This window comes from Clostridium brassicae, assembly GCF_026738875.1.
In the GTDB taxonomy this organism is placed as follows: domain Bacteria; phylum Bacillota; class Clostridia; order Clostridiales; family Clostridiaceae; genus Clostridium_H; species Clostridium_H brassicae.
On the sequence record NZ_JAPQFJ010000006.1, the window covers coordinates 107,151 to 123,758 of the forward strand.

General features: G+C 29.8%; 15 protein-coding genes. 14 read left to right on the forward strand and 1 reads right to left on the reverse strand.

The features are described from left to right. Positions 1–123 precede the first annotated feature (123 nt). From OW729_RS07790 to OW729_RS07820, 7 genes are all read left to right on the forward strand, one after another. A complete protein-coding gene (locus tag OW729_RS07790; protein WP_268060917.1) occupies positions 124–1,683 on the forward strand; it encodes an amidohydrolase in 1,560 nt (519 codons plus the stop codon). 245 nt (positions 1,684–1,928) lie between these two features. Further along, positions 1,929–3,353 carry a YfcC family protein gene (locus tag OW729_RS07795; RefSeq protein ID WP_268060918.1) on the forward strand — a complete coding sequence of 475 codons (1,425 nt, stop codon included), beginning with the start codon at positions 1,929–1,931 and terminating at the stop codon, positions 3,351–3,353. Between the two features lie 71 nt (positions 3,354–3,424). Continuing rightward, positions 3,425–4,393, forward strand: coding sequence for an SIS domain-containing protein (locus OW729_RS07800; RefSeq protein ID WP_268060919.1), 969 nt, complete (start codon positions 3,425–3,427; stop codon positions 4,391–4,393). Positions 4,394–4,404: 11 nt separating this feature from the next. Next, positions 4,405–5,262, forward strand: coding sequence for a fructoselysine 6-kinase (locus tag OW729_RS07805; protein WP_268060984.1), 858 nt, complete (start codon positions 4,405–4,407; stop codon positions 5,260–5,262). 254 nt (positions 5,263–5,516) lie between these two features. Next, positions 5,517–6,248 carry a GntR family transcriptional regulator gene (locus tag OW729_RS07810; RefSeq protein WP_268060920.1) on the forward strand — a complete coding sequence of 244 codons (732 nt, stop codon included), beginning with the start codon at positions 5,517–5,519 and terminating at the stop codon, positions 6,246–6,248. A gap of 313 nt (positions 6,249–6,561) precedes the next feature. After that, positions 6,562–7,272, forward strand: a complete 711-nt coding sequence (locus OW729_RS07815) for an alpha/beta hydrolase (protein ID WP_268060921.1) — start codon at positions 6,562–6,564, stop codon at positions 7,270–7,272. 114 nt (positions 7,273–7,386) lie between these two features. Continuing rightward, positions 7,387–7,920, forward strand: a complete 534-nt coding sequence (locus OW729_RS07820) for a GNAT family N-acetyltransferase (protein ID WP_268060922.1) — start codon at positions 7,387–7,389, stop codon at positions 7,918–7,920. 115 nt (positions 7,921–8,035) lie between these two features. Here the strand turns inward: OW729_RS07820 and OW729_RS07825 are convergent, their stop codons facing one another. Then, a complete protein-coding gene (locus tag OW729_RS07825) occupies positions 8,036–8,542 on the reverse strand; it encodes a MarR family winged helix-turn-helix transcriptional regulator (protein ID WP_268060923.1) in 507 nt (168 codons plus the stop codon). 350 nt (positions 8,543–8,892) lie between these two features. Between OW729_RS07825 and OW729_RS07830 the strand changes: the two genes are divergently transcribed. From OW729_RS07830 to OW729_RS07865, 7 genes are all read left to right on the forward strand, one after another. Beyond that, positions 8,893–9,498 carry a TetR/AcrR family transcriptional regulator gene (locus tag OW729_RS07830; RefSeq protein WP_268060924.1) on the forward strand — a complete coding sequence of 202 codons (606 nt, stop codon included), beginning with the start codon at positions 8,893–8,895 and terminating at the stop codon, positions 9,496–9,498. Then, the gene (locus tag OW729_RS07835) at positions 9,479–10,858 is read left to right on the forward strand and encodes an MATE family efflux transporter (RefSeq protein WP_268060925.1); all 1,380 of its coding nucleotides are present in this window, start codon (positions 9,479–9,481) and stop codon (positions 10,856–10,858) included. The genes OW729_RS07830 and OW729_RS07835 overlap by 20 nt, the downstream gene beginning before the upstream one ends. A gap of 211 nt (positions 10,859–11,069) precedes the next feature. Beyond that, entirely contained in the window at positions 11,070–11,924 is an 855-nt protein-coding gene (locus OW729_RS07840) for an AAA family ATPase (RefSeq protein WP_268060926.1), read from the forward strand. A 591-nt stretch (positions 11,925–12,515) separates the two neighbouring features. Next, positions 12,516–13,055, forward strand: coding sequence for a sigma-70 family RNA polymerase sigma factor (locus OW729_RS07850; protein ID WP_268060927.1), 540 nt, complete (start codon positions 12,516–12,518; stop codon positions 13,053–13,055). Then, positions 13,048–14,370, forward strand: coding sequence for a DUF4179 domain-containing protein (locus OW729_RS07855; protein WP_268060928.1), 1,323 nt, complete (start codon positions 13,048–13,050; stop codon positions 14,368–14,370). The genes OW729_RS07850 and OW729_RS07855 overlap by 8 nt, the downstream gene beginning before the upstream one ends. Before the next feature lie 188 nt (positions 14,371–14,558). After that, on the forward strand, positions 14,559–15,704 hold the full coding sequence (locus OW729_RS07860) for a helix-turn-helix domain-containing protein (RefSeq protein ID WP_268060929.1): 1,146 nt from the start codon (positions 14,559–14,561) through the stop codon (positions 15,702–15,704). Then, positions 15,676–16,593, forward strand: a complete 918-nt coding sequence (locus tag OW729_RS07865; RefSeq protein WP_268060930.1) for an ABC transporter ATP-binding protein — start codon at positions 15,676–15,678, stop codon at positions 16,591–16,593. The genes OW729_RS07860 and OW729_RS07865 overlap by 29 nt, the downstream gene beginning before the upstream one ends. Positions 16,594–16,608: the final 15 nt, after the last annotated feature.

Here is a 16,608-nt window from a genome sequence, read left to right on the forward strand (position 1 = left end):
TAAATATAAGAATATAAAAAATTTAATATTACTATTGCATATAATGTTATATGATGTTATATTATGTATTAAGAAAGATGTTAATAAATAAGTGTAACATTTATGTGTTAAGGGGAGATGCTAATGAATAGGTGTAACATTAATGTAATTCTAAGATCAAAGAATATTTTTACGGGAACATCTGACAACATAATTGATGGTTATATCGCTATTGATGGTAACAAAATTGTTGCTGTAGAGGAAGGGGATGGTTATAAAGAGTTACTATCTAATGAAACTAATTTTATTGATCTTGGAAAAAACGTTATTACTTCAGGTTTTGTAGATACTCACACATTTTTCACTGGATATGTTATTTTTAATATTGGAGTTGATGTTAGCAAAGCAAACTCAATTGATGGATGTATAGAAATTCTAAAAGAATATGAGAGTACAATTGATAATAATGCTACTATATTTGGACATGGATGGAATCCTGAGGTCTTTGAAAATTCAATGGCAATAGAAAAGTTAGATGAAATATTTCCGGATAAAAGAGTTATTATATTTTCAGTTAATAGAGATACTTGTCTTATGAATACAAAAGCAATTGAAACATATCAGTTTACTCCAGATGAATGTTATCCAGAAGCATATTGGAGGATAATGAAGGAATATTTAAATGATAAGAACTTTATAGATAAGCAATTCAAAGAGTATATGCAAATGATGAATAGTAGGGGAGTTACTTCGGTAAAAGAGATGGGTTTTGATGATTATTATGGTTTTACTGATTACCTAGAAAAAGTAGAAAAAAATAAGGAATTATCTCTTAGAGTTTCTTTTATGTCTCAACCGGTAGGACAGGAAATAAATATTGCATACGGGCTAAAAATGAGAGAAAAATTCAATAGTGATTTTGTTAGATTTTCAGGGTTTAATAGAATGACAGATGGTACAGTTGCAAGCCTAAAAGCAGACTTACTTAAACCATATGAATGTCTAAAAAATGTAAATTGTATTATGAATATTGATTATGATCTCATTGAAAAAGAAGTTTTATTAGCTGACAAATATAATTTTAGATATTCTCTGCATGCCCAAGGTGATGGAGCAGTCCATAAAGTTTTAAATATTTATGAAAAATGTAAACGAGATCAAGGAAAGTGTATTAATAAACATGCAATTACAGATATGGAATTTACTCATCCAGATGATTTGGAAAGAATGGGTAGACTAGGGATAATAGCAGAAATATATCCACAAATAATGTCATTAGATTTAGAAGATGAAACAAAAAAAATGATTGAGAAAAATGTTGGCATTGAACGTGGAAAATACTTTTGGAATCGTAGAAAAATGCTAGACAGTGGTGTGGTTGTATCCTGTGGAACTGATTTACCCCTTATGATAACGGATATACCAGAATCTATATATCATGCTTGTGGTGGATATTTTGTAGATGGTGGACAACCTTATAATAAGCAAAATACTATATCAATTAAAGAATTATTAAAAGCATGGACATTAGGTGGTCAATATAATTGTGGATTTGAAGATAAGTTAGGAACTTTAGAAGTAGGGAAGTTAGCAGATATTACTGTATTAGACAGAAACATATTTGAAACTTCAATGGAAGAAATGAGAGATGTAAAAGTTTGTTTAACTATTGTTGATGGAAATATTGTATATAATAATTTTTGATTTCTTAGGGGAAAATCTTTTGGGATTAATAACTATGGGCAAGAGAATAATGTTTTTAGTTCATTAGACTCTGATTAAAAGCATTCTATTCTTTATTTATTTTAATAAAAGTAATTGTATTAGCTACTAATACGTTATAATACGTATTGTAAGATGAATGGTTAAAATAAGGCTTTAGTCAAAAACTATAGTTGATCACGTAAGTTTTATGAAGATAAATTAATTTATTAATAGGAGTGATTAATATGATTAATAAAAAATTAAAAATGCCGCACACTTATACTTTACTCTTCGGATTAATAATTTTAATAGCAATATTAACATGGATTATACCTAGTGGACAGTTTAAAAAAGAAGATCAAGTTGTATCAGGAATGACTAAAAGCGTAATAGTAGCAGATACGTACAAACAAGTTCCTAAAATTGATGATGAAGGAAATGATTTAAGACAAGGACCTTTTGATGTATTAATGGCTCCAAGTAAAGGAGTACAAAAATCAGCAGAAGTTATAGCGTTTATTTTTGTATTAGGTGGAGCATTTTCCATATTAATGAAAACAGGAGCAATTGATTCAGGGATTTCAGTTGTAGCAAAAAAATTTCAAGGAAAAGAAAAATTAATTATAGTATTTATGATGATTCTTATTGGAATTGGTGGATCAGTAATAGGAACTAGTGAAGAGACAATACCTTTTTATATGGTATTTATACCTCTAATGATGAGTTTTGGATATGATTCACTAACAGCTATTATGATGATATTTTTAGCATCTCAGGTTGGATATGTTGGAGCAACATTAAATCCATTTTCAGTACTTGTAGCTCAAGGAGTAGCAGGAATACAAGGGAATCCACAATTATGGTTTAGACTGATTCAATTTATTGTTTACATGATAATTACAATAACGTTTGTATTGATGTATGCAAAAAAAGTTAAGAATGATCCAAAAAAATCTTTGGTTTATGAAGATGACTTGAAAAATAGAGATTTCTTTTTAGCAGATAGAGAGTCATTAGATAAAGTTGAATTTACTGGTAGACATAAGGTTATACTTATTGGATTTGCTGTGGGTATGGGAATAATGATCTGGGGATTACTTAAAAAAGGATTTTATATGAATGAAATTGCAGCAATTTTTCTTTTAATTGGTTTGTTTTCAGGTATTGTTGCTAAATTCTCAGAAAGAGATATGGCTGAAACTTTCGTAGAAGGATGTAAAGATTTTGCATATCCAGCAGTGATAATAGGTATTGCAAGTGCAATTCTTGTAATAGCGGAAGATGGCATGATAATTGATACTATTTTAAATTCATTAGCAAATAGTTTAAGAGGAATGCCAGTAGCAGTATTTACAACAATAATGCTTTTCGTTCAAAACATAATTGCATTATTTGTCCCATCTTCATCTGGTCAAGCAGCTTTAACAATGCCTCTTATGGCTCCACTTGGAGATTTAATACATGTTAATAAGGAAGCAATTGTTACTGCATACCAAGCTGGAAATGGCTTGACTAATATGATATCACCAACTGGTGGAGTATTAATGGCTGCATTAGGAATTGGAAGAATAAGTTTTTCAAAATGGATAAAATCTGTAGCAAAAATAGTAATTGTATTAGAAATAACTGCAGCAGTATTTTGTGCAATATCAGCATATTTACCAATGTAATAAAAGTTAAATATCATAAAACCATAAAATGATTTAATTATAAAATTTAAGAAATATTAGGGGGAACAAAAATGAACGTTAAAGAAATCGTAGAAAAGATTAATTCAAGTAAGGAAAATGGAATAAAAGAAGTATTTTTAGTAGCATGTGGGGGATCTTTAGTAGATATGTATGCATCACAATATTTTTTACAAAGTGAAGCAAAGGAATTAAGGGTTCTATCATATACAAGTAATGAATTTGTTTATGCCACACCAAAATCATTAGGAGAAAACTCGGTTGTAATAGTGTGTTCACATGGCGGAAATACTCCGGAAACTGTTGAAGCTGCAAGAGTGGCTAGAGAAAATGGAGCAGCAACTATAACATTAACACATAATAAAGATGCAGATATAATTAAGCATGCAGATTATAACATACTTTATGTATGGGGAAATGATACAAGTGTAGAAGATAATCCAATGGCAATAATTCTTAATATAGTAGTGGAAGTATTAAATCAAACAGAAGGCTATGAAAATTATGATAAATTTATAGAAGGACTAGGGATAGTAAATGATGTTGTAAAAAGGGGACAAAAATTGGTTGCAGAAAGAGCAAAGAGATATGCAGAAAAATATAAGGATGAGCCAATAACATATATTTTAGGAAGCGGGGCATCATATGGACATGCATATGGATTTTCAATATGTTCTTTAATGGAAATGCAATGGATGAATGCATCATCAATACATTCAGGTGAATATTTCCATGGACCATTTGAAGTAACTGATAAGGAAACATTATATTTATTATTAATGAATGAAGGTAGAACTAGAGAATTAGATGAAAGAGCACTTAAATTTTTAAATAAATATGGCTCAAAAGTTGAAGTGGTTGATTGTAAAGAACTTGGAATTAGTGTAATAGATAGTTCAGTGGTTGAATTCTTTAATCCTGTAGTGTTTTATAGCATTTTATGTGTATACAGAGGCGAATTAGCTAAGATCAGAAACCATGATTTAGATACAAGAAGATATATGGGAAAAGTTGAATATTAAAATGTTTAAAGATAGGAGAAGATATTATGGTTAAAGTTATTGGGTTAGGAGATAATGTTGTAGATAAGTATGAACATATTAGAACTATGTATCCAGGTGGAAATGCTTTGAATTTTGCAGTTTATGCAAAAAGATTAGGAGTAAGTTCAGCATTTTTAGGTGCATTTGGATCAGATAAGGAATCAGAACACGTTCAAAATACAATTCATGAACTTGGCTTAGATATTTCAAAGTGTAGGCATTTCAATGGTGAAAATGGCTGTGCAAGAGTAACCTTAGAAAATGGAGATAGAGTTTTTCTAGGAAGTAATGAGGGTGGAGTTTTAAGAGAAAATGGTTTAAATCTTACACAAGATGATTTAGAGTATATTAAAAACTTTGATTTACTACATGCAGGTTTATATGGATATACTGAACCAGAACTTGACAAGGTGAAAGCATTAAATATTCCAATATCTTTTGATTTCTCTGATGATTTTACTATGGAAGAAGTTGAAAGAATCGCTCCAAAAGTCAATTTTAGTTTTTTCTCATGTAGCCATTTAAATGCTGATGAAATACTCAGTTTGATAATTAAGACGTATAAACTAGGAAGTAAAATTGTATTAGCTACAATGGGAGAAAAAGGAGCATTATTATATGATGGGGATAAGTTTTACAAGCAAAAACCAGAACTTGTTGAGGCTATAGATACAATGGGGGCTGGGGATTCATTTATAACAGCATTTTTAGTGAATTATATAAGCAAAACTAAAGAAAATAAATTAGAAAAAGGAACAATAATTAAAGAAAGTCTAAATGAAGCTGCCATTTTTTCAGCTAAAACCTGCTTAATAGAAGGTTCATTTGGATATGGCAAGAAATATTAAATTATAATAGTGGCTACTCTATAATAATTTATTAATTGAGAAAATTATACAATACATTATGTTTAGCTTATCAATTGGTTAATTTGTAATTATTTTCAATGGGGAATTTTCTAAATTATCATTATAGAGTAGCTGATTTATTTAGTATAATATATTAACTTAATATATATCATTATATAATGACTTGATTGAAATTTTTATATTAGTGTGATAGTATATAGGAAATATTATGTATTTATAAAAGGAGTTTTCATATGCTAATACAAGACAGTATTAATCCTCTATATCAACAATTAGCAGATATTATACGTAATTCTATAATAAATGGAGAATTAAGATGTGGAGATAAAATTCCAACTGAAGTAGAATTAAGTGAAAAATATGATGTTAGTAGGATAACTGTACGTGCAGCTATTTCTGAATTAGTTGAGTTGGGATATCTTGTGAAAAAACAAGGTAAAGGAACATTTGTAACTAAGCCAAAAGTTCAGCGTAAAATTGAATATTTATCTAGTTTTACTGCCGCTTGTGAAGCTAATGGATTAAAAGTAACTAATGAGGTTATTAAAAGAGAGATAGTAGAACCAGAAATAGAAGATAAAAAAGATCTTGAATTGGAGGATGATGATAAACTAATATATATCCAAAGATTAAGATTTGCTGATGGAGAGCCTTTAATGTTAGAGAATAATTATTTTTCTTGTAAAAGGTTTAATTTTTTACTTACAGAAGATTTAAATGGTTCTTTATATGAATTATTGAAAAAAAAATATGATATTAATCCATCTGATTCTCATGATTCAGGATATGACCGTACTACAATAGAAATTGCGAAAGCTGTTGATGAAGAGGCAGAATTATTAAAAGTTCAAAATGGAGAGCCATTATTCTATATAAAAACTGTAATATATGATGATAAAAATAGGCCAGTACATATAGGAAAGCAGTATGTTATAGGAGACAGGTATAAGTTTGTTATATCATAAGGTATAAAGTGTTAAAAAAGAACTTACTATTTGAGGTAGGTTCTTTTTTATGTTTAAATACCTTATTCTATATAAAAAAATTTAGTGTGTTGGTAAAGAAGATAGAATTCTTAAGCCAACGCATTTTGTTTTTGTATTGGAAAATAATATGAGGATTGAGAAAAAACTTTGATAACAAATATAATTTGTGTACAAATTTATTATAGAATTATTTATGAACTAGATAAATTATAGAATATAAGGTTATAATTTAATTAGAAAATTAGTTGAAAAATAGTTTAAATTATGTATATTTTATGGAGGAAAAGTTATAATGATAAAACAAAATTTAAAAATAGAGAATATACCTGCAATTTTATGGGGAGAAAAATCAGATAAGTTATTTATAGCAGTACATGGATATATGTCTAGCAAGGCAGATGAAGCAATTGTTATATTGGCAGAGGAAGCAATAGCAAGGGGGTATCAAGTGCTTAGTTTTGATTTGCCTGAGCATGGTGATCGTAAGAATGAAAACTATCCTTGCAAAGTTCAAAACTGTGTTCAAGATCTTAATACTATTATGAATTATGCACATTCATTGTCAAATAATATAAGTTTATTTGCATGTAGTCTGGGAGCATATTTTAGCCTACTAACATATAGTGATGAGCAGCTGAGACAATGTTTGTTTCTCTCTCCTGTAGTAAATATGGAACGTATTATAAATAATATGATGACATGGTTTAATGTAAGTGAGGATAGACTAAAAGCAGAAAAAGAAATTCCTACTCCTAGTGGACAAACATTATACTGGGATTACTACTCTTATGTAAAAGAACATCCTATTGTTAATTGGAATAATCAAACTTCAATTCTTTATGGTTCAAAAGATGATTTATGTGAGTTTGATGTAGTATCTACATTTGTAAAACAATTTGATTGTGATTTTCAAGTAATGGAGAATGCAGAGCACTATTTTCATACGGAGGAACAACTTGAGTTTTTTAGACAATGGGTAAAAAAACATATTTACGTTAAATAACTTTTATTGTGATAATAGTTTATTATGGGCTTGGATTTATTTTAGGGACTGAGTTTAAGAGATTTTATATACCTGTATTAAAATAGATAAATTATTAATCAAGAGGTGTTTTTAATGAAAGAGATGAAAGTTAAGAATGAACAAATAATAATTAGAGAAGCAAAGAAGTCTGATGCTAAAGCATTAATAGAGTATCTTAATATTATTGGAGGAGAATCAGATTTTTTAACATTTGGAATAGGGGAGTTTGGGAGAAGTGTGAATCAAGAAGAAGAATTTATTGAGAATGCCCTAAAAAAGAGAAATGCATTGTTCATTATAGCAGAAATCAATGGTAAGATAGTTGGAAACTTGAATTTTTCAGGAGGTCCAAGGCAAAGAAATGCTCATGTTGGAGGATTTGGAGTAAGCATTCTTAAAGAATATTGGGGAAATGGTCTTGGTGAAGAATTGATAAAATATTTAATTGGTTGGAGTAAAAGTTCAGGTATAATTAGAAAAATTAATTTAAGAGTTAGAACTGATAATACAAAAGGTATTAATTTATATAAGAAACTTGGTTTTTCAGAGGAAGGAATAGTAAAAAGAGATTTTTTAATTAATGGTGAATTTTATGATTCTTTATTAATGGGATTATTTATTGATTAAAACATATATTAAACTTTAATTATGAATTTATAGAAATAAAAAGCCTACAAATATAGGAAAAAACTATATTGGTAGGCTTCACTTTTAATATTATGGGATTGAAACTTAATTATAACTATTCAATCTTTATTAGTTTAACTTCTTCAGGTTGATTCTTGTCTAAGTGAGTCATTTCAGCTGATAATTCTAAGACTTCAGTAAATTTAGAAATATATTCATCAGGTATTTCGTCTAGAATTTCAAACATTTTTTTTAATGATGTTTCATATGCATATTCTGAATATATTTTATATATTTCTTTTCCAAAATCAGATACTTTTATAATTACATCCTTACGGTTGTCACTAGTATGAAATTTTTCTAGTAGCCCTTTTTTTACCATTTTATTAATGTTTTTTGAAAAAGCACTGGGAGAAATACCTAGACGAGAAGCAATTTCTGACATGTTTTGGTGATTCTCTTCGTTTTCTAAAATGTATTCCACTACCTGAAGTTGTGATGCTGAAAATTTTATTGGAGTATTGTAATTATATTCAGTTTTATATGATTGTGCATAAGAATTACCAAATTTAATTATCTTTTCAACGAAGTTTCGATATTTTCTCATCCATTCAAGTTCCATGTATAAATTCCCCCAAAAGTTTGTTGATGTAAGTATATCATACTCATATTTTGAATTCAATATAACAACACAAAGAGTTAAACGGAGTAAGCAAGCTATTTTACAAATACAAAACCTTGAAATTATGACTAGAAAAATTGCCAACATGTTTATAGATAAAATAATAATAGGTGAAAACCAAGAAATTAAAATTATTATAAAGTAGTCACCAAATAAAGCTTACTGATTCCAACTAATTCCTAACAAAATAACGATAACCATATATTGACAAGTTAATCTGATTAACTTATAATAGGTTTAGTTAATTGAATTAACTTTTGAAATTTTAGTCTTAAAGGGGGATAAAATATATGCCACGACAAGGATTATCAAAGGAAAAAGTTGTGCAAGCAGCTATAAAATATATGGAGGAAACAGGGAACCGGGACTTCACATTAAAAGAACTTGCGGCTTATTTATCAATCAAATCAGCCGCTTTTTATAAGCACATCACTAATCTAGCTGAATTAAATTATGAGATTGAAAAAGTTGCAATTAAAAAATTGAGCGAAGCTATGGAAGAAGCAAGCGTTGAAAAACATGGAAAAGATGCGTTGATAGCACTTGCAGATACTTATCGAAACTATGCAAAAACAAATCCTATATTCTATCAAATTCTTTTAACATCACCGGCTGCTAACGAAAAGCTATTAAAAGATACGAAGCGTTCTATTGGGGGAATTTACCGACAAATATTGCAATATTATCCTTTATCTGATGAGGAAACTTTCCACTTAGCTCGTATGCTCAGAAGTGCCATACATGGATTTATTACATTTGAACATGCTGATTATTTTCAAGCAGAAGTATCTACAGATGATAGCTTCCATTATATGATTGAGCATTTGACGGACTTACTCCCTAAAAAGACTATTGATTCAAAGGGGGGTCTTGAAAGTGAAAGTACATCAGACTGATTTTGGTTCTGGAAGTGTGGCAAAAAGCATTTTAGATGTTGCACTTCCTATTACTCTCGCCCAAATTTTGAATTTACTTTACAATATCGTTGATCGTATTTATATTGGACACATACCAGAAAGTGGTGATTTAGCATTAACAGGTGTAGGGGTATGTTTTCCTATTATCACGTTAATTATGGCTTTTGGCATGCTATTTGGCTCTAATGGTGGTGCACCATTATGTTCTGTACAGATGGGAAAAGGTGATAATGAAGAAGCTGAAAAAATTATGGGAACTTCATTTAGCTTATTATTATTAACTGGTTTTATCATTACTGTAATTGGATTGATTTTTGCAAAAACAATCTTATATACTTTTGGAGCAAGTGAAATAACTTATAGCTATGCTCATGATTATCTGAAAATTTATCTGTTGGGAAGCATAGCTGTTACGATAACTTTGGGAATGAACCCCTTTATCAATAGCCAGGGTTTTGGAAGAACTGGTATGATGACAGTAGTAATTGGTGCAGCTTTAAATATTGTATTAGACCCTATTTTTATTTTTGTTTTACACATGGGGATCAAAGGAGCCGCTATTGCAACGGTTATTTCGCAAATGGTTTCTGCTATTTGGATTATTAGATTTTTAACAGGTAAGTATGCACTACTTAAACTAAATTGGATTAGCATGAAAATTGAATGGGAAAGAGTGAAGCAGATTACTAAGTTAGGTTTTTCTGGATTTGTTATGGGGATTACTACCAGTATCGGACAGGTAGTTTGCAACAAAATGGCATTTTTGTATGGCGGCGATTTGTATGTTGGTATTATGACCGTCTTAAATTCTGTGAGAGAAATTTTTTCAACACCTTTGATGGGATTTGGTGGTGGTGCTGTTCCAGTTATGAGTTTTAATTATGGAAAAGGAGCATATTTCCGTGTAAAAAAGGCAATCAGTTTTGTTACATGGTGTGGTGTTGTTTTTGCTTGTATCGTTTGGTTGCTTGTAATTTGTTTCCCTGCTATGTTTATACAGGTATTCAACAATACACCTGAATTAATACAGGCTGGCATTCCCGCCATTCGTATATACTTTTTCGGCTTTTTCTTGATGGCACTTCACTCAACAGGACAGAATACATTTATAGCTTTATGTATGGCAAAGGAAGCTACTTTCTATTCGTTATTGCGAAAGGTTTTTATTGTTATTCCATTGACAATATTACTACCCCATTTGTGGAATCTTGGTGTACAAGGTGTATTTTTAGCAGAACCAATTTCAAATGTTATTGGCGGCTTAGCTTGTTATCTTGCTATGAGGCGTAAAGTTCAAGTTAAATTAAAAGAACCTATTCAAGGTAAACTTAAAGCCTAGCAAAGAAAAAGACTATAACTTGAAATTTCCTATGCCATAATATTAATGTCAGCACTAAGCTGATTAATGTGTTTAATTCCACACATTTTATTTTTTTATTGTTATAAAATATATTCATATGTAAATAATGGTATAATTGCTTTAGAAAACTAAAGATAAGAAGTGATTTCGCATTAGAAGTATATAAAATGCTATGATAAGGAAGATGATAATGGTTTATTTAAATGTTTTTACATTTCCAAATGATGATATGGAATTTGATTTTTTAATAGAGGAAAAAAGAACGTGCTACGATTCGTTTTACCCATTTAAGATATTATCAAAACATGGTTTTGAGAGAATTGATTTTGAGCCAGTTACGATTTTATATGGTGGAAATGGTTCAGGAAAATCAACGGCATTAAATGTGATAGCAGAAAAAACAGGAATCAATCGAGATTCTATCTATAATAAATCTAATTTCTATTCTGACTATGTTAATATGTGTCAGATGCAGCTTGAAGATGACATTCCTAAAAATAGTAGAATAATAACAAGTGATGATGTATTTGATTATATGTTGAATATCCGTAACCTCAATGAAGGAATTGACCAAAAACGGGAAAAACTTTTTGAAGAATATTTGGATGCGAAATATTCTCAATTCCAAATGAAGTCTATAGCAGATTACGAGCAACTAAAAAAAGTGAATATTGCCAGAAGTAAAACGCAGTCACGATTTGTGAGAGATGAATTGATAGATAATGTGAGGGAATATTCGAATGGGGAAAGTGCATTCCGATATTTTATTGAAAAAATTGGGGAAAATGGACTATATATATTGGATGAGCCTGAAAATAGTCTTTCTCCAAAACGCCAGATGGAATTAATGAAATTTATTGAGGACTCTGCGCGATTTTTAGGTTGTCAATTTATTATATCAACACATTCGCCGTTTCTGCTTGCTATGCGTGGAGCAAAAATATATGATCTTGATGAAAATCCAGTTGATGTGAAAAAGTGGACAGAATTAGAAAATGTACGTACATATTATGAATTTTTTAAAAGATATGAAAATGAGTTTTGATGTTGTTGAGAGTAGATAGATTATTTTTATTTGGAATGGTTTTAGATTATAAAGCTGACTTTGAATTTTTAGTTATGAAAATATTATGAAAAATGTATATATAATTATAATGTGTATATTTAAACTAAATATACATTTTCAACTCACAGGCTTTGCCTGTGGGTTTTTTACTTATTCAAAATTAAGATATTTTTTAAAAGAAATAAAAGATAACTTTGAAGAAACTTACAAGATAAATATTTGAAAATGCTTATTTGCTATTGGAGCAAAAGGATTTATTTTATATACGGAATACAATTTTAATATTAATGCGTGATAATATTTATGTGTTGATAAACTTACGAATATAATTTTAGATACAAATGATTTTAATAGATACTAAAACCCAAAGTATAAGTTTGAAAACAGGCATTTGTGGGCAGAAGGATATTATGTGAGAAGGTTGGGGGAATGAAGCAACAATAGAAAAAATCGATTTATTATATATTTTGTGAACCGAAACACTAATATTTTTGTCTAATATATGTAAACAGAAACTTCGAAGTGGATTTGTTTTACAACAAGGGGTAAATGCAGAGTGGAGGTGTTATTTTGGATTTAGAATTTGAGATTAGGCAAGCTATAGAAGGACATAAAGACTCATTTGTAAATCTAATTAAGTATTATGAAATTTCAATGTATAAAGTAGCAAAATCAATGCTTCAGTCAGATGATGATTGTGCAGATGCAATTCAAGAGACTATACTTAAAGCTTATAAAGCAATTAGCAACTTAAAACAGCCTCAATTTTTTAAAACATGGCTTATAAGAATCTTGATTAATGAGTGTAATAATATTTACAAGCTTAAAGGTAAAGTAATTCCAATCCAAGAGATTGAAGTAACTTCTTTTGAAAAGTCAGCGGTTAATAGAATTGATGACAATATCATAGTAGAAGAAATGCTTAATTCTTTAGATAATGAGCTTAAAAATATAGTTATTCTTTTTTACTTTGAGGGATTTTCTATAAAAGATATTTCATATTTATTAGAGATACCTGAAGGTACAGTAAAGTCAAGACTTTCAAGGTCAAGGGGGAAACTTAGAAACGCATTTAAAAATGATTTTATGGGGAGTGAATGCTATGAATAATGAAGTTTTCGATAGGGAGTTTACAAGTCAATTTGGAAGCTATAAGCCTGAAATTCCTCATGGGGTTTTAGAGAGGATAGATAGAACTTTAGCTTGTTTGCCTGAAAAAGAAGTAGTAGGCAGAAATAGAAAACATAGATTTGCAATTAATAAGATATTAAAGCACAGTATAGTTGCGGCAACTATTGCAATAACAGTTTTAACTGTTTCAGCTACAGTGTCGCCAAGCATTGCTAATGCTTTAACTAATATTCCTGTAGTTGGTTCTGTTTTTAAGTTGTTTGGGGATATGGGATTGAAGCTTGCAAATGACAAGGGTATATCTACTTTAGTAGATAAAACAAAGATAGATAAGGATATAAAGGTTACAATTACTGATATACTTTTTGATGGCTCAAGGATTTCTATCGGATATAATGTGGAAGCCAATAACCTTGGAGAAATTGGTAAACCTAATTTATTGGTTAATGGTAAGCCTATTGATTTTTCAATGTCTACTTATGGAAGCCCATTAACAGAAAATTCATATGCAGGAGTAATGAATATCAATCCAACAAGTGAACTTCCTAAACATTTTAAACTTACAGTATCATTTAATAAAATAGGAACTATAGAAGGAAACTGGAAATTTGAAAATATTGAAGTGAAAAATCAAGCTAATATGCTTAATGGAAAGCTTATAACTCCAATGTTAACTAAATCTCTATCAGGAGGAAAAAGCATAACCATAGAGAAGATATTTATGTCAGATTCTACAATAAAGCTACATGCAATCGAAACTAATATACCAAAAGGAACGTTTTATGATTATCAGTTAATTGATAATTATGGCAATGTATTAGAACCTACGGGAGGCAGTGGCCATGAGGAAAATGGTATTGACAATAAAGAATATACCTTTATACCATGGAATAATAATCCACAGCAATTTGTTGTAAAGGTATTAGAAGATAAAATAGTTTCCGGAAGAACACTTAAAGATATAAAAACAGACGTAAAAGGAAATTTTCCCGTTACCATTTCACAAGGCGAAGGGGGAGAAATTTCTTTAAATAAGATAGAGTACCTAAACAATAAAACATTAGTTCACTATATTTATAAAGGAAATGACCCATATGGTAATGGAATGTGTGTTTGGGTAGAAGATGAAAAAGGTAATGAACTTGACAACCCTCAAAAGGCTACTAAAAGAAATATAGATGGCTCTTATATATTAGAGTGTTTTCCTATAGACAAAAATAAAAAAATAAAGATAGCTACAAGAGAACTTCCAGATATAAAGAGCATTTTAGAGTTTGAGATACCATTAAAATAACCACATATTTAAGACCAAGTTCAGATTTAATAAATAAATTAGTAAGTATTTAACAGGGAATAAAAACCCTGTTTTTTTTTAGGGGCATAATCAAGTTTCCTGTAAGTTAACTTTTTCTACTAAAGTCAACTACAAATCCATTTACAGGAAGTGAGTCAACGCATAAAATGTTATTAGAGGTGATAGATATGAAAAAATTAAATATAGGTAAATCCATCGTTCAGAAGAGAAAAGAGAAGGGAATAACCCAGGAACAGTTGGCAGATTACATTGGAGTTTCTAAAGCATCTGTTTCCAAATGGGAATCTGGATTAAGTTATCCTGATATTTTAATTCTTCCTGAGCTTGCAACTTATTTTAATATTTCAGTGGATGAGTTATTGGGATATTCTCCACAGCTCACAAAGGAAGACATTAAAAAAATTTATAATAAACTTTCACATGAATTTGCTGTAAGGCCATTTGATGAAGTAATGAAACAGTGTAACGAATTAATAAAGAAGTACTATTCCTGTTTTCCTTTTTTACTTTCTATCATTCAATTATTATTAAACTATTCTGCTTTGGTAAAAACTGAGGAAATAAAAAAAGAAATTTTTGAGAAATGTATATTGTTAAGTAAAAGAATAAAAGAGGAATCAGAGAACATTTCATATATAAAAAGTGCTAATACTATGGAAGCATTGGCAGAGATGGCACTAGGAAATATCGAAGAAGTTATTCGCTTATTGGATAATAAATTAACTCCATATAGTGGAGATGATGTCATACTGATTAATGCATATAATATGCAGGGGAAAACTGATCAAGCAAATGAAGTGAATCAAATACTACTTTACAACAATGTAATAAACACATTAACACTTATAAACAATTATCTTTCATTAAACATGATGGAACCAGTTTTGTTTGAAAAGATTTATTCTCAGGGCATTCAGATTATTAATTCTTTTCAACTCACAGATATTTGTACCAATGATGTTTTTGGAATTCATATAGTTGCTGCACAAGGGTATTTAATTCAACAAAATAAAGAAAAGGCAATAGATGCATTAGAGCAATATGTGAATACTGTTTGCAACATGCAATTCCCATTGAGTTTTAAAGGAAATGAGTATTTTAGTAAGGTAGATAAATGGTTTGAGGATAATAATTGTATTGGCACAAACACTCCTATAGATGAGACAACAATCAAGGAAAATCTTGTTAATATAGTTGTTGAAAATCCTGCATTTATATCATTAAGAGAAGATGAACGTTATAATTTGCTTGTTAAAAAATTGAAAAGAAAGTTAGGGGAAAAAAATGAATGCAATAAATATAGAAAATCTTAAGAAATCCTATGATGGCCAGATTAATGCGTTAAGTAATATAAGTTTAAGCATACCAAAAGGTGAGATATTTGGCTTTCTTGGTCCTAATGGTTCAGGGAAAACCACTACAGTTAGAATTCTTAATGGCGTTCTTTCAGCAACATCAGGATATGCTGAAATTTTAGGAATACCTGTGGGAAAAAGTAACCTTGAGATTCATAGATTGTGTGGGGTTATGACCGAAAGTTCCTCCTGTTATGAAAATCTTACTGCAGAGCAAAATCTAATGTTTTTTGGGAAAATGCATGGAATGGATGGAAAATCCCTTAATGAACGTGCTGATTTTATATTGAAAAGGCTGGAGTTACTAGATGTAAAGGACAAAAAGGTAAAATCTTTCAGTACAGGAATGAGAAAAAGAATTTCCTTGGCTATAGCATTAATTCACAATCCTCAGATTTTATTTCTTGATGAACCTACTTCTGGATTAGATCCAGAAAATGCACGTAATGTTACAAGGCTTATAAAAGAACTTGCAGAGGAAAACCAGGTTACAATCTTTCTTTGTACCCATCAATTAAAATATGCTGAAGATATTTGTACACTATATGGTTTTATAAATAATGGCAATATCCTTGGTTTAGGTACATTTGATGAACTTGCTTCAAGGAAAAATGCAATTCTTCAATTAAAAATTAGAGGGAAAAACATTTCAGAGAGACTTGGATTTATCCATGAAGATGATGGTTTATATAGCAAGTCCATTTTAGGAGATAAAGAGGCTAATGCTCTAATACAAAGCATATTGACAAACGGTGGGGAAATTTATGAGGCTGTGCAGCAGAAATGGTCTTTGGAAGAACTGTATTTTAAATATGTAAAAGGTACGTCTGCTGATGTAACATTATAAGGCTGGAGGGGGTTA